The organism is Marinomonas sp. 5E14-1 (assembly GCF_039939215.1).
In the GTDB taxonomy this organism is placed as follows: Bacteria; Pseudomonadota; Gammaproteobacteria; order Pseudomonadales; family Marinomonadaceae; genus Marinomonas.
In genome coordinates this window covers 39,212-59,971 of sequence record NZ_JBDXMW010000009.1, presented here as the reverse complement: position 1 = coordinate 59,971, position 20,760 = coordinate 39,212, and the positions used below count along the sequence as shown (strand labels likewise).

General features: G+C 42.5%; 23 protein-coding genes. 14 read left to right on the top strand and 9 right to left on the bottom strand.

Annotation, left to right across the window (positions count from 1 at the left end; genetic code table 11):
* Positions 1-213 precede the first annotated feature (213 nt).
* Positions 214-1,125, bottom strand: a complete 912-nt coding sequence (locus ABFY09_RS09950) for a LysR family transcriptional regulator (protein WP_347984165.1) — start codon at positions 1,123-1,125, stop codon at positions 214-216.
* A gap of 373 nt (positions 1,126-1,498) precedes the next feature.
* On the opposite strand from ABFY09_RS09950, the gene ABFY09_RS09945 reads away from it, so the two are divergent.
* The 4 genes from ABFY09_RS09945 to ABFY09_RS09930 all read left to right on the top strand — a co-directional run bounded on the left by ABFY09_RS09945 (position 1,499) and on the right by ABFY09_RS09930 (position 5,586).
* Entirely contained in the window at positions 1,499-3,028 is a 1,530-nt protein-coding gene (locus ABFY09_RS09945; RefSeq protein WP_347984164.1) for an amino acid ABC transporter permease/ATP-binding protein, read from the top strand.
* 14 nt (positions 3,029-3,042) lie between these two features.
* The gene (locus ABFY09_RS09940; protein WP_347984163.1) at positions 3,043-3,903 is read left to right on the top strand and encodes a phytanoyl-CoA dioxygenase family protein; all 861 of its coding nucleotides are present in this window, start codon (positions 3,043-3,045) and stop codon (positions 3,901-3,903) included.
* Positions 3,904-3,930: 27 nt separating this feature from the next.
* Positions 3,931-4,770 carry an ABC transporter substrate-binding protein gene (locus ABFY09_RS09935; RefSeq protein WP_347984162.1) on the top strand — a complete coding sequence of 280 codons (840 nt, stop codon included), beginning with the start codon at positions 3,931-3,933 and terminating at the stop codon, positions 4,768-4,770.
* Positions 4,771-4,854: 84 nt separating this feature from the next.
* On the top strand, positions 4,855-5,586 hold the full coding sequence (locus ABFY09_RS09930; RefSeq protein WP_347984161.1) for a class II aldolase and adducin N-terminal domain-containing protein: 732 nt from the start codon (positions 4,855-4,857) through the stop codon (positions 5,584-5,586).
* 39 nt (positions 5,587-5,625) lie between these two features.
* On the opposite strand, the gene ABFY09_RS09925 is transcribed toward ABFY09_RS09930, so the two are convergent.
* Entirely contained in the window at positions 5,626-6,087 is a 462-nt protein-coding gene (locus ABFY09_RS09925; protein WP_347984160.1) for an Lrp/AsnC family transcriptional regulator, read from the bottom strand.
* Between the two features lie 129 nt (positions 6,088-6,216).
* Between ABFY09_RS09925 and ABFY09_RS09920 the strand changes: the two genes are divergently transcribed.
* From ABFY09_RS09920 to ABFY09_RS09910, 3 genes are all read left to right on the top strand, one after another.
* A complete protein-coding gene (locus ABFY09_RS09920; protein WP_347984159.1) occupies positions 6,217-7,131 on the top strand; it encodes a DMT family transporter in 915 nt (304 codons plus the stop codon).
* Positions 7,132-7,139: 8 nt separating this feature from the next.
* Positions 7,140-7,418 carry an antibiotic biosynthesis monooxygenase gene (locus ABFY09_RS09915; protein WP_347984158.1) on the top strand — a complete coding sequence of 93 codons (279 nt, stop codon included), beginning with the start codon at positions 7,140-7,142 and terminating at the stop codon, positions 7,416-7,418.
* Positions 7,419-7,513: 95 nt separating this feature from the next.
* Positions 7,514-8,683: a DNA alkylation repair protein gene (locus tag ABFY09_RS09910; protein ID WP_347984157.1), complete on the top strand. Its 1,170-nt coding sequence runs from the start codon at positions 7,514-7,516 to the stop codon at positions 8,681-8,683.
* Positions 8,684-8,756: 73 nt separating this feature from the next.
* On the opposite strand, the gene ABFY09_RS09905 is transcribed toward ABFY09_RS09910, so the two are convergent.
* Positions 8,757-9,224, bottom strand: a complete 468-nt coding sequence (locus ABFY09_RS09905; RefSeq protein ID WP_347984156.1) for an OsmC family protein — start codon at positions 9,222-9,224, stop codon at positions 8,757-8,759.
* Between the two features lie 142 nt (positions 9,225-9,366).
* Between ABFY09_RS09905 and ABFY09_RS09900 the strand changes: the two genes are divergently transcribed.
* The gene (locus ABFY09_RS09900) at positions 9,367-10,461 is read left to right on the top strand and encodes a PA0069 family radical SAM protein (protein WP_347984155.1); all 1,095 of its coding nucleotides are present in this window, start codon (positions 9,367-9,369) and stop codon (positions 10,459-10,461) included.
* Positions 10,462-10,469: 8 nt separating this feature from the next.
* On the opposite strand, the gene ABFY09_RS09895 is transcribed toward ABFY09_RS09900, so the two are convergent.
* Positions 10,470-11,384 carry a LysR substrate-binding domain-containing protein gene (locus ABFY09_RS09895; protein WP_347984154.1) on the bottom strand — a complete coding sequence of 305 codons (915 nt, stop codon included), beginning with the start codon at positions 11,382-11,384 and terminating at the stop codon, positions 10,470-10,472.
* Positions 11,385-11,500: 116 nt separating this feature from the next.
* Between ABFY09_RS09895 and ABFY09_RS09890 the strand changes: the two genes are divergently transcribed.
* Positions 11,501-12,652, top strand: a complete 1,152-nt coding sequence (locus ABFY09_RS09890; RefSeq protein ID WP_347984153.1) for an alpha-hydroxy acid oxidase — start codon at positions 11,501-11,503, stop codon at positions 12,650-12,652.
* A 137-nt stretch (positions 12,653-12,789) separates the two neighbouring features.
* Here ABFY09_RS09890 and ABFY09_RS09885 read toward each other — a convergent pair whose 3' ends face one another.
* Together ABFY09_RS09885 and ABFY09_RS09880 are read right to left on the bottom strand one after the other, a co-directional pair.
* Positions 12,790-13,071, bottom strand: a complete 282-nt coding sequence (locus ABFY09_RS09885) for a hypothetical protein (RefSeq protein ID WP_347984152.1) — start codon at positions 13,069-13,071, stop codon at positions 12,790-12,792.
* 50 nt (positions 13,072-13,121) lie between these two features.
* Complete coding sequence (locus ABFY09_RS09880; protein ID WP_347984151.1) at positions 13,122-13,394, bottom strand: hypothetical protein; 273 nt, start codon at positions 13,392-13,394, stop codon at positions 13,122-13,124.
* A 455-nt stretch (positions 13,395-13,849) separates the two neighbouring features.
* Here ABFY09_RS09880 and ABFY09_RS09875 point away from each other — a divergent pair, with 455 nt between their 5' ends.
* The 5 genes from ABFY09_RS09875 to ABFY09_RS09855 all read left to right on the top strand — a co-directional run bounded on the left by ABFY09_RS09875 (position 13,850) and on the right by ABFY09_RS09855 (position 18,985).
* Positions 13,850-14,305 carry a DUF6314 family protein gene (locus tag ABFY09_RS09875; RefSeq protein WP_347984150.1) on the top strand — a complete coding sequence of 152 codons (456 nt, stop codon included), beginning with the start codon at positions 13,850-13,852 and terminating at the stop codon, positions 14,303-14,305.
* A 72-nt stretch (positions 14,306-14,377) separates the two neighbouring features.
* A complete protein-coding gene (locus tag ABFY09_RS09870) occupies positions 14,378-15,313 on the top strand; it encodes a LysR family transcriptional regulator (RefSeq protein ID WP_347984149.1) in 936 nt (311 codons plus the stop codon).
* Positions 15,314-15,468: 155 nt separating this feature from the next.
* A complete protein-coding gene (gene uraD, locus ABFY09_RS09865; RefSeq protein ID WP_347984148.1) occupies positions 15,469-16,473 on the top strand; it encodes a 2-oxo-4-hydroxy-4-carboxy-5-ureidoimidazoline decarboxylase in 1,005 nt (334 codons plus the stop codon).
* A 2-nt stretch (positions 16,474-16,475) separates the two neighbouring features.
* Positions 16,476-17,993, top strand: a complete 1,518-nt coding sequence (locus tag ABFY09_RS09860; protein ID WP_347984147.1) for a tripartite tricarboxylate transporter permease — start codon at positions 16,476-16,478, stop codon at positions 17,991-17,993.
* 14 nt (positions 17,994-18,007) lie between these two features.
* Complete coding sequence (locus ABFY09_RS09855) at positions 18,008-18,985, top strand: tripartite tricarboxylate transporter substrate binding protein (protein ID WP_347984146.1); 978 nt, start codon at positions 18,008-18,010, stop codon at positions 18,983-18,985.
* Between the two features lie 97 nt (positions 18,986-19,082).
* Here ABFY09_RS09855 and ABFY09_RS09850 read toward each other — a convergent pair whose 3' ends face one another.
* From ABFY09_RS09850 to ABFY09_RS09840, 3 genes are all read right to left on the bottom strand, one after another.
* Entirely contained in the window at positions 19,083-19,637 is a 555-nt protein-coding gene (locus ABFY09_RS09850) for an amino acid ABC transporter permease (RefSeq protein WP_347984145.1), read from the bottom strand.
* Positions 19,528-19,833 (bottom strand): hypothetical protein, encoded by a 306-nt coding sequence (locus tag ABFY09_RS09845; RefSeq protein WP_347984236.1) that lies wholly within the window; start codon positions 19,831-19,833, stop codon positions 19,528-19,530. Before ABFY09_RS09845 ends, ABFY09_RS09850 begins: the two co-directional genes overlap by 110 nt.
* A gap of 127 nt (positions 19,834-19,960) precedes the next feature.
* Entirely contained in the window at positions 19,961-20,749 is a 789-nt protein-coding gene (locus ABFY09_RS09840) for a transporter substrate-binding domain-containing protein (protein ID WP_347984144.1), read from the bottom strand.
* Between the last annotated feature and the right edge of the window lie 11 nt (positions 20,750-20,760).

Here is a 20,760-nt window from a genome sequence, read left to right as displayed (position 1 = left end):
TGCCTTCTTAATTTAAAAATATCTAGAGGTCTTGTTAGCTTATGGCAGTCAAAAAAACAGGTAAATTACAATAATTGTGTTAACTGAATAGGAAAATAATATCTAAGCATTATTGGGTTTATATGAGGGGGGATACTATAAAAAAACACCTATGAAAAAGGTGTTTTCTGTGATTCTCTGCGCCATGTTGGTGCGGCTTTTAAGTCGTGCTTTTTAGAAAGAAGGTTCTAAATCTGTGTTTAAACAGTAATCCATAAAGAGTCTAGCTGGTTTGGTTGGCTCGTCAGTTTTCAGGTAAGCCATGATCAACATTGAGCTTTCCATATCGTCTTCAATTTCAACATATTCCAGTCGTTTTCCGTCATAGGTCATCTTGTTGCAAGGGCGAGTGACCAAGATAGAGAAGCCTTGGCCTTGTCCCACCATACAGCGCACCATTTCAATGGATGGGGAAGTGTAGGCGACTTTTGGGTACAAGCCTTTTTCAGCAAAGATGTTTAAGAAGTAATTTCGGCTTGGAATAACATCCAACAATATCATTGGTTCTTGACTTAACTCTTCTAGTGTGACGGATTCCTTAAGGGCAAGTGGGTGGTTTTCTGGTAATAGAGCATACGGTTTATGAGGCGCGTTAAGTGGCTCTTTTCGTACCGAATTATCAATTTCTAAATCGTATAAAAGTGCAAGATCAAATTGCCCACGATGCAACCCAGCCATCACTTCGTGTTGCTGTCCATCATGCAGCTGAATGTCTATACCTGGATAGGTTTCTTTAAAGCCTGAGATGAGTTTAGGAATGTAAAGTGGTGCGACGGATTCAAAACAACCGATGGATATTTTGCCACTGATAATGTCACTGTCTGCCAATGAATTTTGCTCAAACTCATAGGACGCTCGCAGTAATTCTTTGGCCTTATCATAAAAGCGACGGCCACTTGGCGTCAGTGAAATACCTTGAGCGTGATGTCTGATAAGGAGCTGCTGCCCAAATGAGCTTTCTAGGTTTTTTATGGCTGTCGAGATAGAAGGTTGGGCAATGTGTAGTTTTCTGGATGCTTCAACGATGCTTTCTTTTTCAACCGTAGTGGTGAAGTAATGGAGTTGCTTTAGAGTGAAATGTCTCATCGTGACTGCCTATACAAAAAATATGCTCAAATATAATTTTAGAATACTTTTTATCTATGCAATGTTTGCGCCTATAACGCCTTTGTTATTGAAATATAAGGATTTTATATGACTTTTGTTTCTTGCTAGAGTGAATGCTACAGGGAAAAAAACGAATCATTTTAGTGCAAAACCTGAACAAATATTATTTTGTGGTGCGAGCCTTTTAGATAGTTTTTTCCGAAGCAGAAGAGAAAAAAATACTAATTGCTAGCCATACTCAGCCCCCTACATACTGATTATAAATTCAAGCAAGGATCGACTTTTGGTTTATGTCTGTCGCTTGTTAATTAATCGCTTGTAACAAACTGGTTGAAATGAGGATACGAGTATTATGGTATTTGATTGGGAATATTTGTTTAGCTTGTTCAGCTTATCGGACTTCTGGTTGGCAAGTTGGACTGTGGTACAGCTCAGTATTGCCAGTTGGTTAATCAGTATTGTGTTTGGTTTTGTTCTTGCCTTGGGCAGACAATCTAAATACGGCATTTTAAATATCCCTGCAAAATTTTATATCTGGTTGTTTCGCAGTTTACCTCTTCTCGTTTTATTGATGTTTGTTTACAACATGCCTTTGGTATTTCCTGCTACAGGGGACTTTTTATCCAATCCTTTCCTTGCTGGCTTACTTGCCATGGTGTTGTGTGAAAGCGCCTATATCGCTGAGATACATCGCGGCGGTTTACTCTCTATTGCGAAGGGGCAAGGTGAGGCTGCGAAGGCGCTCGGTATTCGTTTTGTTGGTGCTCAGTACTTGGTCATCATTCCTCAAGCCTTTCGTGTGGCGTTGCCTGCATTAACCAATGAGCTGGTTTCTATTGTGAAGTTAACCTCGTTGGTTTCCGTGGTGTCGCTAACAGAAATATTGCTCGTTGGTCAGCGACTCTATACACAGAATTTTTTGGTATTGGAAACCATGGCCGCTGTGGCGATCTTTTATGTGATGATCGTGACGGTTTTTGATTTCTTATTACGCTTTTTAGAGAACGCCTTGGATGTAACGAAAGCGAAGCCAAAACAGCAGCTTTCAGCAGAATTGATTGAGGAAATATCGAACGCTCCGCAATTGAAAGCGGAAAAAGCGGCAGAGATTGATGGGCCAGCATTGGAGGCTCATAAATTACACAAAAGCTATAACGATGTGGAAGTACTTGGTGCCGTTGATTTGAGCGTACAGACCGGTGAAGTGGTGTCTATTATAGGGCCTTCAGGTTCTGGTAAGACAACCTTGATAAGACTCCTGAACGGTTTGGAGCAACTTGATAACGGTGAAATCAAGTTGAATGGCAACCCATTTATCAAATTGCTTCGTCAAGTTTCAAGCAAGCCACGTGTCATTGAACATCCTGAACATAGAACAGAAATCGGGATGGTGTTCCAAAGTTTTAATCTGTTCCCGCATTTGTCTGTTATGGACAACTTACTATTGGCGCCCCGTTACCACAAATTGGCACCGAAAAAAGCGTTAGAAATGCAGGCGTACCAACTTTTGAACAAGGTTGGAATGTTAGAGCACGCTTGGAAATACCCTCATCAATTGTCTGGTGGGCAGCAGCAGCGCATTGCGATTGCCAGAGCCTTAATGATGAAGCCAAGCATTATGTTGTTTGATGAGCCGACTTCTGCATTAGACCCTGAAAAAGTGAATGAAGTGTTGCAAGTGATTGAAGATTTGACGAAAGACGGCATCACCATGGTGATCGTCACTCATGAAATGAATTTCGCTTTTAACGTTTCTGATCGAATTGTGTTCATGGAAAAAGGCCGCGTGGTGTGTGATGAATCACCTGAGGCATTGAGACGAGGAGATAATCCACGCGTAGAAGCTTTCCTTAAAGACGTATCGTTAAGCTTAACTGAGTAAATTTGGAGTATCTGATGCTAGAACAATGGCAAATTGATAAATACCACGAAGACGGTTTTTTGCTTGTTGAAAATGTATTAAATGCACAAGACATTTCTGCCCTGTTGGAAGACTTCAATGGCTGGGTTGAAGAAAGCCGTAAACAGACGCAAGCGTACGGTGAAACCATTGATGGCCGTGCTCGTTTTGATGTTGAGCATGATCACAGTGCAGAGCATCCATCTTTGCGAAGAGTCGCATCACCGACAGAAGTATCTGATACATACAAAAGGATCGCCTTAGAATCGAAAGTGGCCCAGTACTCTGGTCAGTTGATTGGTGGCTCGGGTGCGCGTTTTCACCACGGAAAAATTAACTCCAAATTGCCTCATACGGCGACGCAAGTGAAATGGCATCAAGATTTCCCATTTACGCCTCACAGTAATGATGACTTAATCACAAGTCTACTGATGGTCAGTGATGTCACACCAGAAAATGGCCCGCTGCAAGTGATTCCTGGTAGTCATAAAAGAGAGTTGTTTACCCATTGGCATGATGGCGTATTTACGGGAACCATAAGCGAAAAGGTGGAAGAAGAGCGCTGCCAGAGCCCTGTATCTTGCTATGGTCCAGCGGGTTCCGTTTGTTTTATGCATTCGCGTTTATTACACGCATCAAGCCCGAATGACACAGAGTTGCCTCGTACCATATTTATTAATGTTTACGCCGCTGAAGATGCTCTCCCATATGGAGAGAGCCCACTCCCTAGTGTTCACTCAGGCGAAATGGTCTGGGGACAAGAAAGTGGTCAAGTCAGAAGTGTAGAGAACACGTTGAAGTTGCCTCAGAAACCCAAAGGCGCATCGTTTTTTGTTCAACAAGCTAATCAAGATTAATCCCTTAAATTAATGAAAGGAAATACAATGAAATATTCTGAATGTAAAACTCGTTCACTGGTTACTGGTGTTGCAACTGTTGCTGTGAGTGCCGCTTTAATTTTATCTTCCGCAAGTGCCTTTGCCTTTAAAGAAACAGGGAAGATCATTGCGGGCTCCGATATGACTTATGCGCCCTATGAATATATGGATAAGGGCAAGCCTGCTGGCTTTGATATTGAATTTTTAGCGGGTGTTGCGAAAGTAATGGGGATTGAATCTGAAAACCTTGATACTCGCTGGGCCAATTTAATTCCAGGCTTGCAAGGTGGTCGCTACGATATTATTAACTCCTCTATGTATATTACGGCTGAGCGAGTAAAAGTAATTGATATGATTCCTTATCTAAAAAGTGGCCAATCTATCGTAGCGCCTACGGCCAAGGATTTTCAGCCTAAAGTATTTGAAGATCTATGTGGTCATAAAGTAGGGACAATGGCAGGTACGGCATTCCTTAAACAAGTGCAAAGCATATCAGTGGATTACTGTGATGCTAACGGTTTAGGTTCTATTAAAATCAGTGAGTACCCAACAGACCCTGAAGCGACTCAAGCTGTCTTATCTGGTGCCGTTGAAGTGCAAGTTACCGATGCTTCTATTGCTAAAGGTGTTGTGAAAAAGCTGAACGGGCGTATTGGTGTGTCTTCTAATACAATTCTTTACCCTGTATTAAATGGCTTCGCGGTTAAAAAGGGCAATGATGAAGTCAAAAATACACTGATTGCTGGTATTGAAAAATTCAGTAAAACATCTGAATACACAGCGTTATTAGAAAAATATAACTTCCAAGCGCCAAACGCAGAAGACCTTAAAAATCTTATGCCTTAATTAATGTAATGGTCAATAAAAACCTGTGTGGATGCGAGTCTGCACAGGTTTTTATGATTAGGAAATATTTTTTAGGAGATAACAATGTCTTTCCCTAGTGAAGAACAAATACGAATCGACTTAGCGGCTTCTTTTCGTATTTTTGCCCATCTTGGCATGCATGAAGCTGTTGCCAATCATTTTAGTGCGGCCGTATCAGAAGATGGGAAGAAATTTCTTATTAACCCTAAGTGGAAGCACTTCTCACGCATAAGAGCCAGTGATCTGTTGCTTTTGGATGCGGATGATCCTTCTACGGCAGAACGTCCTGATGTGGATGCAACCGCTTGGTCTATTCATGGTCAGCTTCATCAAAAATTACCCCATGTGCGTGTTGCCATGCATTTGCACCCTGTATACGCCACGGCCGTTTCTACGATGAAAGACCCCAAAATTCTTCCTGTCGATCAAAATACCGCCCGTTATTTTAATCGTGTTTCTGTGGATACTATGTTTGGTGGCATGGCAGATACCGTGGAAGAGGGTGAGCGACTGTGTGGCTTATTGAAAAATAACAGCCGCTTATTGATGGGCAACCATGGGGTGATGGTTGCGGGAACAGATATTGGCGTGGCATTCGATGATATGTGGACATTAGAGCGCGCCTGCCAAATCTTTATTACGGCGTTGTCTACTGGTCAAGAATTGAATGTACTGTCTGATGAAGTCGCTGAAAAAACAGCCCGTGATTGGGAAAAAATAGAAGACTTCTCTCGTCAGCACTTTGAAGAAATGAAGGCTTTGATGATCCAGCAAGACCCTTCTGTTCTGGGATAGAGGGTTTTGAATGTTTCGTAAAACATTGTGGGCGTCTGTTTATATCAACAGTCGCCGTTTTACGGGTGTCGATTTGACGATGGCGGTGCTGGTGTCGGCAAGCTCCGATATGCTGTCTAGAATAGGGTCAAGTTGGCTGATATCTTTTAGATATAAACGCGCGATGTAACAGTCGTCTCCGGTGACTTTATCGCACTCTACGATTTCGGGAATGGCGCGAATCTGTGCTTCTAATTCCTGCATTTTTCCGGGAAATTGGCGCATACGTACTATCGCCATTAAGCTGTAGCCTAGAGCAGCAGGATTAATATCCACTCGATAGCCTGCAATCACACCACTTTCTTCAAGCCGTTTTAAACGTTCATTAACACTGGGAGCCGTCATACCAACAGTGCGAGCAAGCTCACTCACTGGGGTTCTCGCATTATCGTACAAGAGTTCAATTAGCTTGGTATCAATACCATCTAGGTGGAATTCATTTTTTCTAAAGTCATTTCGCATTTTTGCCTCCAAAATAAAGGGTAACTCTCTATATTTGCCTTTTTTATGTCTGCCAATGGCGTTGATTAGTCTTTATTCTACTCACCATAGAGCAGTTTGTTCACCCAATGCAAAACTAAGGAGAAAACCATGAACCGTTCAGCCACCAGCGTCGGCACGATTGAGCTTGTCCTCGCTATGATATTGTCAGGAACCATAGGTTATTTTGTTATCAGTTCTGAACAGTCTTTATGGAATGTAGTGTTTTTTCGCTGCGTTATAGGCGCGACTGTCTTAGGTGTTTATGCGTATTTTTCTGGTTTAATACGTCGTGAGTTTTTCAAGCGTAGTGTGTTATGGGCGATTATTTTAGGTGGTATCACCTTGGTGTCGAATTGGATTTTTCTCTTTGCTTCGTTTCACTACATTCCCTTTTCCATCGCCACTGTGGCGTATCACATGCAACCGTTATTTTTGGTACTAGCAGGCGCACTTATTACTCGAGAAAAACTGTCAAGCTCATTACTCTTTTGGCTCAGTATGGCATTTATCGGTTTATTCTTAATTGTTGAGCTAGACCTAAAAGCAATCGCGGCGCTCTTCGCGGGTGATGCGGATTTTTCATCTGAGCCTTCTGCAATCATTGGTTTATTGCTCGCCTTAGGTGCCGCCCTACTTTATACGGTAACAACTCTGCTAACCAAAAAATTTAGCCAAGTGCCGTCCACCTTTGTTGCTTTGGTTCAGGTGGTTATTGGTGTGTTTATGCTATTACCTTTTATGGATTTTTCTCACTTACCAACCCAGACAAGTCAATGGATTGATCTCTTGGTTCTTGGTGCCGTACTAACAGGGTTTATGTACATCATCATGTACGACAGTTTCCAAAAGTTACCGACCAGTTTAATCGCCATATTGTCTTTTATTTACCCTGTTACCGCTCTTTTTGTCGATTATGCTGCCTTTTCAACACAAATCAGTTTATGGCAAGGGCTGGGGGTTTTACTGGTATTACTGGCGGTGTGTGCGGTAAAGTTTGATTGGAAATTGTCTTTTAAACACTAGGGAAAAGTATGAAGAAGATAAGATTAAGCGGTTATATTGAAGTGCCAAGGGAAGACTTGGAAGCGGTTGAGAGTGAATTGCCAAACCATATCGCACTGACTCATCAAGAAGTTGGCTGCATTACTTTTACAGTCACCCAAGATTCAAACAATCCGTACCGTTTCGATGTTTATGAAGAGTTCACCGACAAGTCCGCTTTTGAAAAGCACCAAGGCCGAGTGAAGGCGTCACATTGGGGTAAGGTGACTCAACAGGTAGAAAGGTTTTATACCATTTCTGAAGAGTAAAATAGGTTTTCATTGTAAAGTGAAGGCTTTAGGTTACATCATCCTTGTAATGGCCTATAAAGATTCGCCATTGAACGTATATTTAGGGGACTGTGATGGAAGCTTTCAAAGATAAACTCTCGATGTCGTTGGTGCGCTTATTTGCGTTTCATCTATCCAAACAACTTCCTTCTGAACCAAATTTTAACGAAGAAGCATTTTGTCGGACTATAGAAGCGAAGCTCGATAGTTTAGAGCTAAAACAGCGAGCGCAACTTATTGCCGACGAGATGCACAAAGTCTTGCCAGTAGAGCTAAACCTTAGGTATTCAATATTAAGGCGGATGTTACACACTCGGCCCCATGCTAACCTTAAAGTCTCACAACAAAGTGATGAAGAGGGTTTATGCGGCTGGGCGATGATGCCGCTAGGTATGGTTGTTGCTCAGCATGGGTTAGAAAACTTTGAGCTAAGTCTAAATTTGCTTAAAGACATGACGTCGTACTTTTCCTCAGAGTTCGATATTCGACCTTTTATCATTGCCGATCAGCAACGAGCACTCGCTATTACTTCCTCTTGGGTATATGACGATGATTATCATGTTCGTCGTTTGGTGAGCGAAGGCACAAGGCCAAGGTTACCTTGGGCCATGCAATTGCCTAACTTGATAAAAGACCCTTCGCCGCTAATACCTTTGTTAACAGTATTAAGGGATGACGAGGAAGAATATGTTAGACGCTCGGTAGCAAATCACCTAAATGATATTGCTAAAGATCACCCAGATAAGGTCGCAAGTATTGCGAAAGATTGGTTACAAGCAGAAGCTCAGCCAATAAATAAAGACCAACAAAAGAATCGTCTGCGATTGGTAAAACACGCGTGCCGTACTTTAATCAAACAAGGTCATCCAGAGGCCTTAGCGGCATTTGGTATTCACCCTGCACAAGTTACATTGAACGCGCTGAACACGTTAACAAGCTCAGTATGCATAGGCGATGATATAACATTCGAGTTGATAATAGCGTCTTCAGCAGAGCATGAACAAACCTTGATTATTGACTATTTGGTTCATCATAAAAAAGCCAATGGTTCATTAACAGCGAAAGTCTTTAAATGGAAGAGTGTCACGCTTTCGCCCTCAGAAACATTAACCATACAAAAAACGCATCCTTTTAAAGTCATTACAACTCGTCAATATTACTCAGGAACGCATGCCGTTTCAGTGAGAATAAATGGAGCGGATTACGGCTATTGTGAATTTGAATTGGTGAAGCCGTGCCCTTAAAGCTTATATTTCAATTTTGCATTTGTAGTTTTTTTAAACGCTTACGCATTATTTATTAATGCCTTGTAAGTCATCACTTGTAAAAGACCTCATCCACTCTCACATTGGTCAGCACTGAGTTAGCAATAAAGCAGGCCTCGTGGGATTGGTGATGTAGGGCCTTTAATATTTCTGGGCTTGGCCTTTCTCCAACAAAGATTACCTCTGGCTTTAATACCACTTCTGTCATCATCTGCTTGCCATTTGGCCCAATGGCTAAAGTGCCGACCGCTTTGTCTATGTACTGTTCTACGATGAGTTTTTTGCGGGAAGCGAAGTCGAGAAAGAACAACATATGGCAGCTTGAGATAGAAGCTACAAAGGCTTCTTCTGGATCCACGTTGTCAGCAACAGACATGGGGATAGGAACGATATGAGGGGAAGAGGAGGCGGGCACCACCACACCACCTTCAAATTTCCATTCATGGGCGCGGCTGTATTGCCGGTTTAGAAAGTTTTGTGAATAACGTTTCCATTCCACAGTAGCAAAGTATTCTGACATAAAAGCTTTCTCCAACAAATACCAAAAACAATCATTGAATGCCTTTTATGCTAACAGGAAATTAAGGTGAATAAGCCTTGCATTGTGAATTTAAAATGCTCAAAATAACTGTATATATATACAGTATTTGTTGGATTTATTTATGTCTATTTCAAATAATACGAATCCTTTTCATTCGCCAATTAAGGGGCGAGGTACAGCCAATAATTTAGCTGGGCGTTTTGCCATTACTTTGGTGGAAGTGGATGAAAATGACGAAAATGTGGCTTTATTGGAAGCATCGTCACCGAAAACAGAGGTTCGCCACGAAAGAACTAAGAGCATCATTAGTCGCAACAGTTCGCCAGATGTGCCGTTTAGTCAATCCATTAACCCTTATAAAGGTTGTGAACATGGCTGTATTTATTGCTTTGCTCGACCAACTCACGCTTATTTAGATTTATCTCCAGGATTGGATTTTGAGACAAAGCTGGTGGCGAAAACCAATGCCGCGTATTTGTTCGAAGAAGAGTTGGCTCACGCGAATTATCGTTGCCAGCCGATCGCGATTGGGATTAATACTGATGCCTACCAACCTATTGAGAAGGAGCTGAAAATCACCCGCGATTTATTACAAATCGCTTTGGCTCATCGCCAGCCGATTTCCCTTATTACTAAGAGCACTTTGATTCTGCGTGATATTGATATTTTGGCGCAAATGGCCGAGAAGAACCTGATTCATGTGGCCATCAGTGTGACCACATTGGATAATGATTTAAAGCGTATTTTAGAGCCAAGAACCGCTTCTGGAGCAACACGTTTGAAGGTAATCCGAACGCTGCGGGAAGCGGGTATTCCTGTTAGTGCTTTGGCTGCGCCTGTCATACCTTTTATTAATGACCATGAATTAGAAGAGATTGTCGCGGCAACCGCTGAGGTAGGTGTGCAATCTATTAACTACGTTATGTTGCGCCTTCCCCATGAAGTAGCTCCATTGTTTAAAGATTGGTTAAAGCAACATTACCCAGATAGGGCCGATCATGTATTGCAGCGTATTATGGACATGCGAAGTGGAAAGCTTTACGACAGTCAATTCGGCAAACGTATGACTGGCGAGGGTGTGTTTGCGGACTTGATCAGTCAGCGTTTTCATATGGCCAGAAGAAAACATGGGCTGGATGGTAATCGACTGAGCTTTCTTGATTGTCGACAATTCAAAGTACCGCCTAAAGAAGGCGACCAAATGCCTTTGTTTTGATACTTTTTTTAAAAGTACTCTTTCTTGTTTTGATAGGCTTTTTTTATATGCTCTATCAGTAGCCTAAGTTTTTCTGGTAAATATCTAGTCTGTGGGTAAATTGCGTAGACGCCAAGTTGTCGTGGTTGGTAGTTGGTCAAAATGGCTTGTAAAGAGCCTTTCTGTAGATCTTCATAGACGCAACAGCGAGGTACATAAACGATACCGAAGCCTGCCAAAGCGGCTTTGCGTAAGGCTTGAGCGTTGTTGGTGGCTAAACTTCCGCTGATTCGCACGTTTTCTTCTGTCGAACCTTTACCTATCTCATTTTTAATAAAGCGCCAATCGAATGAGCCTTGTGCCTGATACGTATAGGCGAGGCAATTGTGCTCTTTTAGTTCTTCTAGAAGAGTGATTTTACCGTGTGTTTCAATGTAACTTGGTGAGCAACAAACCACCCAATTGGATTGAATCAATGGCTTGGCGATTAAGCTGGAGTCTTCTAATTTTCCGGTGCGAACCGCAAGATCGAGCCCTTCTTCGACCAGATTCACAAAGTCATTTTCTAGGCGCATATCCACTGTGATGTTTGGGTACATTTGGCAAAACTCAGCGATCGCTTCGGCCAGTAGTAACTCTCCAGAAATGGTGGGCACAGAGATTTTTATGTGCCCACTTAGCCCGTGACTGAAAGCAGATACCGCCGCCACGGCGTCGCTGACTTGTCCTTCTATGTTTTTAGCATGTATGTAAAGGTTTTCTCCTGCTTCTGTCAGGCTAAGCCGTCTTGTTGTTCGGTGAATTAATTGCACGCCAAGTGCTTGTTCAAGGCGACTGATTCTTTTGCTTAAAGCGGGGGTGGATAGCTCTGCTAATTGGGCGGCTTTATTGAAAGAACCTGTATCGGCCACGTAAACAAAAAGTGTTAAATCTGCTGCATTCACTATTATTACGCCATTTTAAGAAAGAGTTTATTATTTTGTGTCATATTTATCATAAATGAAACTCGTACTATAGTGACTGAATTGATTAAGTGAGCAACTAAAAAATAAGGAACACAATGATGCGACTAAAAGATTGTCATAACTTTCATGATTTTCGGGTTTTAGCTAAAAAGCGTTTGCCAGGCCCGATCTTTAATTATATCGATGGTGGTTCTGATGATGAGTCGACTTATCGTCGCAATACGGCCGCTTTTGAAACCTGTGATTTGGTGCCGAGTGTTTTAACTGGTGTTCAGGATGTCGATCTTTCTGTGACTGTGATGGGTCAGAAGCTAGATATGCCAGTTTACTGCTCTCCAACGGCGTTACAGCGTTTATTTCACCATGATGGTGAACGTGCCGTTGCTGGCGCGGCAGAGAAATACGGCACCATGTTTGGTGTGTCTTCTCTTGGTACAGTCAGTATGGAAGAAGTTGCAAAACAAACCAATACACCTCAGGTTTATCAGTTTTACTTTCACAAAGATCGAGAATTAAATCGCGCCATGATGCAGCGGGCAAAAGACGCCGGTGTACAAGTTATGATGCTAACGGTGGACTCCATTACAGGAGGCAATCGTGAAAGGGATTTGAGGACTGGCTTTTCTATTCCCTTTAAACTCAACTTGAAAGGCATACTGCAATTTGTTCTGAAACCCATGTGGGGCATTAATTATGTCACACACGAACCTTTCAGCTTGCCGCAACTTGATGAACACATTGACATGGGCAGTGGTGCTACATCTATTGGTGACTACTTTACCAATATGCTTGACCCTTCAATGAACTGGGATGATGTCGCCGAAATGGTGAAATTCTGGGATGGTCAGTTTTGTCTAAAAGGTATTATGAGCCGAGAAGACGCACGTAAAGCGGTCGAAATTGGTTGCACAGGCGTCATTATTTCTAACCACGGTGGCCGACAGTTGGATGGTTCTCGTAGTTCGTTTGATCAACTGGCCGAAATTGTTGATGAAGTTGGGGATGAAATCGATGTGATCTTCGACAGTGGTGTGCAGCGTGGCACTCATGTATTGAAAGCTTTGTCGCTTGGTGCAAAAGCAGTGGGTATTGGCAGAATGTATTTGTATCCACTTGCTGCAGCTGGTCAACCTGGTGTTGAGCGTGCGTTAGGGCTCATGCGTACGGAGCTTGAGCGAGATATGAAACTAATGGGCAAAACTTCTGTTGATCAACTATCTAGAGAGAACTTACGTTTTAGAGGCTGACTTTTTAGTTTGTGAGATGCGTTAGTGATGAAGAGTGAAGGAATGAAAGGGTAAAAAAGTAAGAAGCCTCAACGAAGGGGAATCAACATTGAGGCTTCTTTCAAGGGGAGGCATCTAAAATGAAACGGAAAAGAGGATTATTCCGCTGAAGTTAGTTGCAGTGAATCAAATTGTGCTTGAAGTTCAGCATGCTTAGCATTGTAAGCCGCTTCTTTCTGACCGAATGTGTGCGCACCATTTAAATCAACACTTGTGTCAACAGTCTGACCTAGGTTTTCTAGTGTTACCGCTAGTGCTGCAACACCTACTTTAGCACTACGTAGCTCTTCACGAGGGCTGTCGTCATTTGATGCGAAAGCTGAAGTAGATAGAACTGATGCTGTGATAAAAGTTGCTGCGATTGCTGTTAATTTCTTCATGGTAGTATCCTTTTAAAATTGAATTTAATCGTTAATTTTAAATTACGCTCTTATTGAGCACGGAATTCATTAAATTGAGTTTGAAGCTCAGCCTGTTTAGCGTTGTAAACAGCTTCTTTTTGGCTAAGAGTGTAAGCTCCATTCAAATCAACGCTTGTATCAACTGTTTGACCTAGGTTTTCTAACGTTACTGCTAATGCTTCAACGCCAACTTTAGCGCTACGAAGTTCTTCACGAGGGTTGTCATTGTCTAATGCAAAAGCGGAAGTTGATAAAACAGTTGCTGTAACAAGAGTTGCTGCGATTGCTGCTAATTTTTTCATGATGTTTTCCTTCTATATATTTAATTTCTACTTGGGACTTGGTAAGCAAATCCCCGTCTGATGAAGTTCATATTAGAGGAATTTTTTGGGATTGAAATAGCTGAAAAGACGCTTCCCTTGTCTTTGCCGAATAGGCGATTTTAAGTGCATAATTGCCGAAATATGCAGATTTTTAGCAAAATAAGTACGCATCAGACTGTTTCTTGCAAATGAGCAAGAAAGCTTCAAAACTGGACGTTGAATTATCCCTAATAAGCATATTAGGTCGAAGAGTTTGCATGTTTCTGTAGTAGAAATAATAGAAAAAGAGATACACCTTCGCTGAATAGAGGGTTATTCAAAATTATTTTGCACAATGTTTTTTCGATAAGTATTGGCTTTTAATGATTTATTAAAAACTGGTGGTAACATTCTCGGTTTCTTTTAAGCAAAACGTCTACAGGTTCAGAATTATAATGCACGAAATAGAAGCAAAAGAGGTGTTGTCTTACTTTGTAGGCAGTTGGAAAGTACAGCGAGCGATTTCTGGCTTTGGAGAAATTACTGGGCAAGCTACGTTTCAGGTGAATGATGAGCATGAACAATGCTTGGATTTCCAAGAAGCGATGGTTCTGTCAAATATTCAGAATAAAAGCCAAGATCAAAAGCCAAATGCGTTCCGTACTTATCAATATCGAATGACCGATGAAGGCTTTGATATTTTCTTCTCTGATGGCGCAACAAAGGGCGATTTGTTTTTGAGTTTCGCTTTTACTCAAGCCAGTACTCTCAAGTCACACCATTTGTGTATCAAAGATCATTATGACGCAAAGTTTGAGTTTTTATCTGACAGACAATTTCAATTGAGCTTCTCGGTAGTCGGTCCGAAAAAGGATTATTCGATTCTAACGACCTTTACAAGGTTGGTATAATTCATGAAAGCTTGTGTGCTTTAGAATGCAATCTAAGTATCTACTTTCTATTCATTGTGTGAGAAAAATAACATGGCTCTTCATTTAGTTCCTCGTTCGCTACAGTACGTCGAGCAAGTTGCTCATCTTGGATCCATTCAGGCCGCTTCTCGCGAAACAGGAATATCTGCGTCCGCGATTCATCGTCAAATCATAGCGATTGAAGAAGATTTAGGAGAATTGATTTTTGATCGCAATGTAAAAGGCATGGTGCTCACTCCTGCTGGTCGGTTGGTATTGGATTTAGCAAGGAACTGGCGATTTGATAGCGCCAAACTTTGGACACTTATGCAAGCTAATCGAGGTGTTGAATACGGTCATATTCGAATTGCCGCAATGGATGGTATGGTAAATGGGCTGGCACTCGAATTAGCCAGTGAAATAGGTGATAAGTTTCCTCGGGTCCAAACCGAATTTGAGATAACCAGTCCTGATCGTGCTGTGAAAGGCGTTATCAATGGCGATTTTGATATTGCCATTGTGGCAAATCCTCAGCCTGATGTTGATCTTATTTACCATTGGTCAAAGGAGTTTCCATTAGGTTGTATTGCTTCGCCAGATCACTCTATTGCAGCAAAAAAAAGCATCAGTTTAGAAGAGTTTGTGACCTTTCCTGTGGCATTTCAAAGCTCTTCACTTCCCATAAGAAAGCTCTTGGAAGCGCGACATGGGTGGATTTTTGAAAAAGCGGTGAACTCTGTTGTGGTGAGTTCAGTCCAGCTCATGAAGTTACTGGCAGTATCAGGGAAATATATTTCCGTGACTTCCGAAGTGGATGCAGGGCCTGAAATAAAATCAGGTGCATTGAAGTTTATTCCGATTAGCGACAAAGACCTTTTTCAACAATCCATTGCAATAATATCGAACGCCCAAATGCCATTACCGGATGTCGGTACGAAAATCATTCATATTGCTGAGCAATTGTTAGAACAATCTAACGACTCTTTAGATAATCTATTTACCCCTTAATTTATTTTTACTTTTCTTCCTTTATGTCCTAGAAAGCTGAAGATATTATTATAAATTGAATTCTATTAATTAGAATAAAAGGTTCGATATTATTCTATAGACGGGAATGAAATAACGCCCTAATCTCTATTTAAATCCATAGATTCTAGGGTCGTATGAATACTCTTTCTAAACTTAATGATGCAGATGATGATCTAGCGCTTTCGATGATTTTACCTTTGATCGAACGGGCGCCCATTGTTGCGAAAAGAGTGTCCGAACATCGTCCTTTTGCTGATGATAAAGCGCTTTGTGATGCCATTCTTCATGAATTGCGCAAATTGAATGAAGAAGAGTCTCTTGCACTTTTTAGGGCTCATCCTGAGCTTGCGCCAAATCAGCCACATTTAATGACAGAAGCTTCACAACAGGAGCAAGCACGTCACGGCCTGACCTCACAAGATAGCCAGTATCGAGAAAAACTTTCTAGTTTAAATGATCAATACCAAGAAAAATTCGGTTTCCCTTTTATCGTTGCGCTTGCTTGCCATGAGGACATGGGAAGCGTAATACAAAGCTTTGAAATGCGCCTTGCTGATAGTCGTGAAGCAGAAGTCCAAAGAGCCATTGAACAAATTCATGCTGTTAGTAGTGCACGTGTTCAAACACTTTCTAGTGTTGGTAACACCAACGCCGAAAGCAAAACAATGCACAGCGTTAAATCAAATCACCCTACTTCCAGCCTTGCGGTATGGTCTGGCGTTATTGGTGGGGGCGTTCTTTTTATCATCAGTGTTGTTTTTGTGATTGGTGGTATAGAGCTAGGGCTTGGCTCGCCATTTCGTTTAGGGACAGGAGCATTTCCTTTTATCACAGGTTTGATCCTAGGAGCGCTGTCGCTTGCTATTTGTTTTTATGAACTACGAGGTGATGGCCTATCAAGTACACCAGATTGGATTGGATCTGCGGCGATCTGTGCTGCATTGGCTGTTTTTGCATTAACGGCGGAGCGATTAGGCTTGGTTCCTGCGGCGTTTTTGACTGTCTTTGTTGCAAGCTTGCCAGAGCGAAACTTATCTCTAGTCAGTAAAACTGTGCTGGGTAGTTGTGTCGGTATCGCCTGCTGGATCCTATTTATTGAACTATTGAATTTACCTTTCAAACCTTTCGTGGGATTTTAATTATGGATATTTTAGCGAACTTCGCACAAGGGCTATCCATTGTTTTGCAGCCAGAAAATTTAATGTACTGCTTCATTGGTGTTTTTCTTGGTACCTTCATTGGCGTTTTACCAGGTATTGGGTCACTTGCCGCGATAGCAATGATTCTACCTTTGTCATTTTATTTGGATCCCACATCCGCTTTGGTAATGATTGCAGGTGTCTATTATGGCGCCGAATATGGCGGTTCAATCGCTTCAATATTAATGAACATACCGGGCACACCTGCTGCGTCGATTACATGCATTGACGGATATCCATTAGCTAAAAAAGGCCGTGCTGGCGTTGCGCTTTTTTCTACCGCTATGGCCTCTTTTGGTGGCGGAATTATCGGTATGCTGGTCATGGCTGCGCTAGCACCTTCGCTCGCTCAGTTGGCACTATCTTTTGGTCCTCCTGATTATTTTGCGGTCATTTTACTTGGTTTGGTTGCAGCCTCTGCGGTCAGTAATGGCAGTGCTCTAAAAGGTATTGCTATGGTGGTTTTGGGGTTAATGCTTGGCACAATCGGCATTGACCTAACAACAGGTGACCAAAGATTCACAATGGGTATTCCAGAACTACGTGATGGTGTTCACATTGTTATTGTCGCTATGGGGCTATTTGGCGTCAGTGAACTCATTGCATCCATACGGGATAATCGAGAGGGAAGTACAACGCAATCGATTGATTACAATGATTTTTATCCTTCTAAAGCGGAATGGAAATCCCTTCTTTCACCTATTTTACGTGGCGGATCTATTGGCTCTTTCTTTGGCGCCTTACCTGGAACCGGTCAAACCATTGCGGCAGCGATTGCCTATGCCGTTGAAAAACGTATTTCTCCACAAAAGAAAAAATTTGGTACTGGGGTTCTTCCTGCTGTTGCTGTGCCAGAAGCTGCAAATAATTCAGCCACACAAACCGCTTTCATTCCGACATTAACGCTTGGGGTTCCTGGTAGCCCTCCAATGGCGCTTGTTATTGGCGCCTTAATGATTCATGGCATCACACCTGGACCAAGGCTATTAACAGAAGCCCCAGATATGTTTTGGGGGCTGGTTGCTAGTTTCCTTATCGGGAACATCATGCTGCTGATTCTAAATATTCCCCTTATTGGTATTTGGACACGTTTATTAAAGATTCCTTATAAGTACATGTACCCAACCATCATGGTGCTCATTTGTATGGGGGTCTACAGCTTAAATAATAATGTTTTCGATATTTGGTTAACGTTAGTTATAGGCGCTATTGGTTATGTCATGCGGCTGTATCGGTTTGAGCCAGCTCCTTTGCTAATCGGTTTTGTATTAGGGCCTTTGATGGAAGAACACTTACGCCGCTCAATGCTCCTTGCTAGAGGTGATGCGATGGTGTTTTTGGAACGCCCAATCAGCGCCACCTTAATTGCTATCACAGTGGGGATTCTTGCCTTTACTGTGTACAAATCCATTTCAAATTATCGTCATGTTAGAACATCTAAAACTCAACCTACTAAATAACAGAGGAACAACAAATGATTCATAATCGAAAAGTATTATTAGGTGCCGGACTGGCTACACTTGCCATGACATTAGCGCCTGTCTCTCTTGCTGCACCAGGAGCATGGAGCAGTGAGCCTGTGCGAATCGTTGTGACATTCCCACCGGGTGGAACCAGTGATCTTGTGGCTCGTTTATTAGCCAAGCATTTGGATTCTGACTACGGCCAGAAAGCGGTTGTTGATAATCGCCCAGGAGCAGCAGGCACGGTTGCAGCAGATTATGTTAGCCGCCAATCAGCGGATGGAACCACGTTACTGCTCGCAAACAATGCACCCTTTACCATTTCACCTACAAGGTTCAAAACGATTCCTTATGAACCGATCGAAGACTTTACTCATGTTGCCTATATTGGCGCTTCAGCTCCAGGGCTTTTCGTCCAGCCAGAGCTAGGAATTAAGACGGTGAAGGAATATATCTCTTACGCTCAATCAAAAGAATTAGCCTATGGCTCAAGTGGCGTTGGTTCGATTTCCCACATTCTTGGGGAAGCGGTTGATGCGAAATTAGATACAAAGTCTATCCATGTTCCATATAAAGGAAGTGCGCCCGCTATTCAAGATTTCCGCGCAGGTGTTCTTGATATGTTCTACGACATGGTCGTTCAGAACAAAGACATGATTGCTGATGGAGAAGCGATTGCAATCGCCATTGCATCCCCAGAGCGTAACCCTCAAACACCTGATGTACCGACTTTCCGAGAGCAAGGTTACGATGTTGTTATTGAAAACTGGGTTGGTCTTACTGCTCCTGCAGGAATGGATGCGAAGATGACAGAAACCATTAATGATACCGTGCTTGCAATCTTTTCTAGTGACGCTGTTAAAGAAAGATTAATAGAGTTAGGTATTACTCATAGTGCAATGACCAGTGCGGAATATACTCAGTTTGTTGCGGACTCTATCAGTACTTGGGCGCCGCTTATAAAATCAGCTGGCATTTCAGAAAAATAACCTGAAACCTTTGCACGATCACCGCGCTTGCGAATAACGGGTTGAAAAGACTTGTTTTATCGTCGCTCGTAGCATCGTGCAAAGGGCTCTTCTGTTATTAATTATGATCATTACGCCTTAAGTGACTTTCAAAGGCTCTAATCAATAAAGATAAGCTCAACGTCAGTACCAAGTACATAAAGGCGACGACGTTGTAGGTTTCGAAGAATTGAAAGGTCGAGGAACTAAAAACTTTCCCGAGCTGTGTGATGTCTTGAACGCCTAACACGGAGACGAGAGCTGAGTCTTTGATCATGGCCACAAGGTCGTTGCCGAGCGGTGGTAATATTTTGCGCATGGCCTGCGGCAAGGTGATCAGTCGAAATCGATGCCAATTGGAAAGTCCTAATGCTTTCGCTGCTTCTGTCTGTCCTTTACTGACTTCTTGAATTCCTGCTCGGAAAACTTCTGCAATGAAGGCGCTGTAGCTAATCGCAAGAGCAATGATAGCTCGCCAAAGTAGAGTGAAGTCTCGCGTACGGGCTTTTTCAATCCAACCTGCTTCAATTGGAATTTGCAGTGTCCAATTGTAGAGGTTGACCATTTCCGGTGCGCCAACAAAAGCGATGTAGAACAAGAGAACGAGTACTGGTACGCCTCGAAATATTTCCACGTAGAAGCGGGCGCATTCTCGAATAATTCGATGACGAGAAAAGCCAGCTAACGCCTATGGTTGTGAGCAACCCTTGGCTTAAAGCGCCTGCGATGCGTTGGTAGCTTTGGTCGGTTGCCATGTTCCACAGCAAGACTAAACCGATGATAATGGCAGTGACTAACCACCAAGGTGTGCGTTCTAGAGTTCGTTTCAAGGGCATCATTAGGTAATGGCAAAACCATTTACAGGTGGTTGAATAAAGAAAAAACCGATCTTCTGGTTATTCTGAGAAGATCGGTTACGAGCAGACTCTTTAAAAAGAATCCTTGTCTATAAGCTGGTTATTGGTTGTAGTCGAAGAACCACTTTTTATTCAGTGCGTCGAATGTACCATCGTCTTTCATGCTCTTAATCGCTGCGTTAACCGGAGCGACAAGGTCAGAGCCGGGCGTAAAAATAAAACCAAAATCTTCTGAGCCTAGAGGGCCTCCGATAATTTTGAATGCGCCAGGATTTGCCCCAATGTAACCACGAGCAGAAGCCGCATCCATGAGTACGCTGTCTACGTCGCCAGATTTCAGCGCTTGAACAGATGCGCCAAAGGTTTCTAGCAAGGTGATGCGAGGGGTGTCTTCGTTACCATCTAATACATCGTAAACCGCAACGTAAAAGTTGGTTGTGCCTGCTTGTGCGCCAAAATGAAAGTCATCATTTGCAGCAAAAGATTCTGCATCGGTGAAGCGATCTTCATCAGCACGAACCAGCATGAATTGTTGTGATGTCATGTAAGCATCAGAAAAATCAATTTGTTGTGCACGCTCTTCGTTGATCGTGATGCCATCCATACCAACGTCGTATTGGCCCTGTTTTACGGCTTGGATCATAGTGTCCCAGCTGCTTAAGTGCCATTCGATTTTGGCATTAAGACGCTTGCCGATTTCATTCATGGCATCGTATTCCCAACCAATGCCTTTACCAGTCGCTGGATCAACAAAGTTCAAAGGTGTGTAGGCGTTTTCGGTGACGGCTGAAATAGTGCGGCCTTTTAGATCAGGTAAACCGTTGGCAAAGCTTAAGTTGCTAATAGACACGGCCGCAATAATAGCTAAGCGGGATAGCATAGAGATCATAATGTGTACCT

Coding starts and splice junctions, on each gene's coding strand:
- ABFY09_RS09950 (WP_347984165.1), bottom strand. CDS start 1,125: ATGAGACATTTCACTCTAAAGCAACTCCATTACTTCACCACTACGGTT.
- ABFY09_RS09945 (WP_347984164.1), top strand. CDS start 1,499: ATGGTATTTGATTGGGAATATTTGTTTAGCTTGTTCAGCTTATCGGAC.
- ABFY09_RS09940 (WP_347984163.1), top strand. CDS start 3,043: ATGCTAGAACAATGGCAAATTGATAAATACCACGAAGACGGTTTTTTG.
- ABFY09_RS09935 (WP_347984162.1), top strand. CDS start 3,931: ATGAAATATTCTGAATGTAAAACTCGTTCACTGGTTACTGGTGTTGCA.
- ABFY09_RS09930 (WP_347984161.1), top strand. CDS start 4,855: ATGTCTTTCCCTAGTGAAGAACAAATACGAATCGACTTAGCGGCTTCT.
- ABFY09_RS09925 (WP_347984160.1), bottom strand. CDS start 6,087: ATGCGAAATGACTTTAGAAAAAATGAATTCCACCTAGATGGTATTGAT.
- ABFY09_RS09920 (WP_347984159.1), top strand. CDS start 6,217: ATGAACCGTTCAGCCACCAGCGTCGGCACGATTGAGCTTGTCCTCGCT.
- ABFY09_RS09915 (WP_347984158.1), top strand. CDS start 7,140: ATGAAGAAGATAAGATTAAGCGGTTATATTGAAGTGCCAAGGGAAGAC.
- ABFY09_RS09910 (WP_347984157.1), top strand. CDS start 7,514: ATGGAAGCTTTCAAAGATAAACTCTCGATGTCGTTGGTGCGCTTATTT.
- ABFY09_RS09905 (WP_347984156.1), bottom strand. CDS start 9,224: ATGTCAGAATACTTTGCTACTGTGGAATGGAAACGTTATTCACAAAAC.
- ABFY09_RS09900 (WP_347984155.1), top strand. CDS start 9,367: ATGTCTATTTCAAATAATACGAATCCTTTTCATTCGCCAATTAAGGGG.
- ABFY09_RS09890 (WP_347984153.1), top strand. CDS start 11,501: ATGATGCGACTAAAAGATTGTCATAACTTTCATGATTTTCGGGTTTTA.
- ABFY09_RS09885 (WP_347984152.1), bottom strand. CDS start 13,071: ATGAAGAAATTAACAGCAATCGCAGCAACTTTTATCACAGCATCAGTT.
- ABFY09_RS09880 (WP_347984151.1), bottom strand. CDS start 13,394: ATGAAAAAATTAGCAGCAATCGCAGCAACTCTTGTTACAGCAACTGTT.
- ABFY09_RS09875 (WP_347984150.1), top strand. CDS start 13,850: ATGCACGAAATAGAAGCAAAAGAGGTGTTGTCTTACTTTGTAGGCAGT.
- ABFY09_RS09870 (WP_347984149.1), top strand. CDS start 14,378: ATGGCTCTTCATTTAGTTCCTCGTTCGCTACAGTACGTCGAGCAAGTT.
- uraD (WP_347984148.1), top strand. CDS start 15,469: ATGAATACTCTTTCTAAACTTAATGATGCAGATGATGATCTAGCGCTT.
- ABFY09_RS09860 (WP_347984147.1), top strand. CDS start 16,476: ATGGATATTTTAGCGAACTTCGCACAAGGGCTATCCATTGTTTTGCAG.
- ABFY09_RS09855 (WP_347984146.1), top strand. CDS start 18,008: ATGATTCATAATCGAAAAGTATTATTAGGTGCCGGACTGGCTACACTT.
- ABFY09_RS09840 (WP_347984144.1), bottom strand. CDS start 20,749: ATGATCTCTATGCTATCCCGCTTAGCTATTATTGCGGCCGTGTCTATT.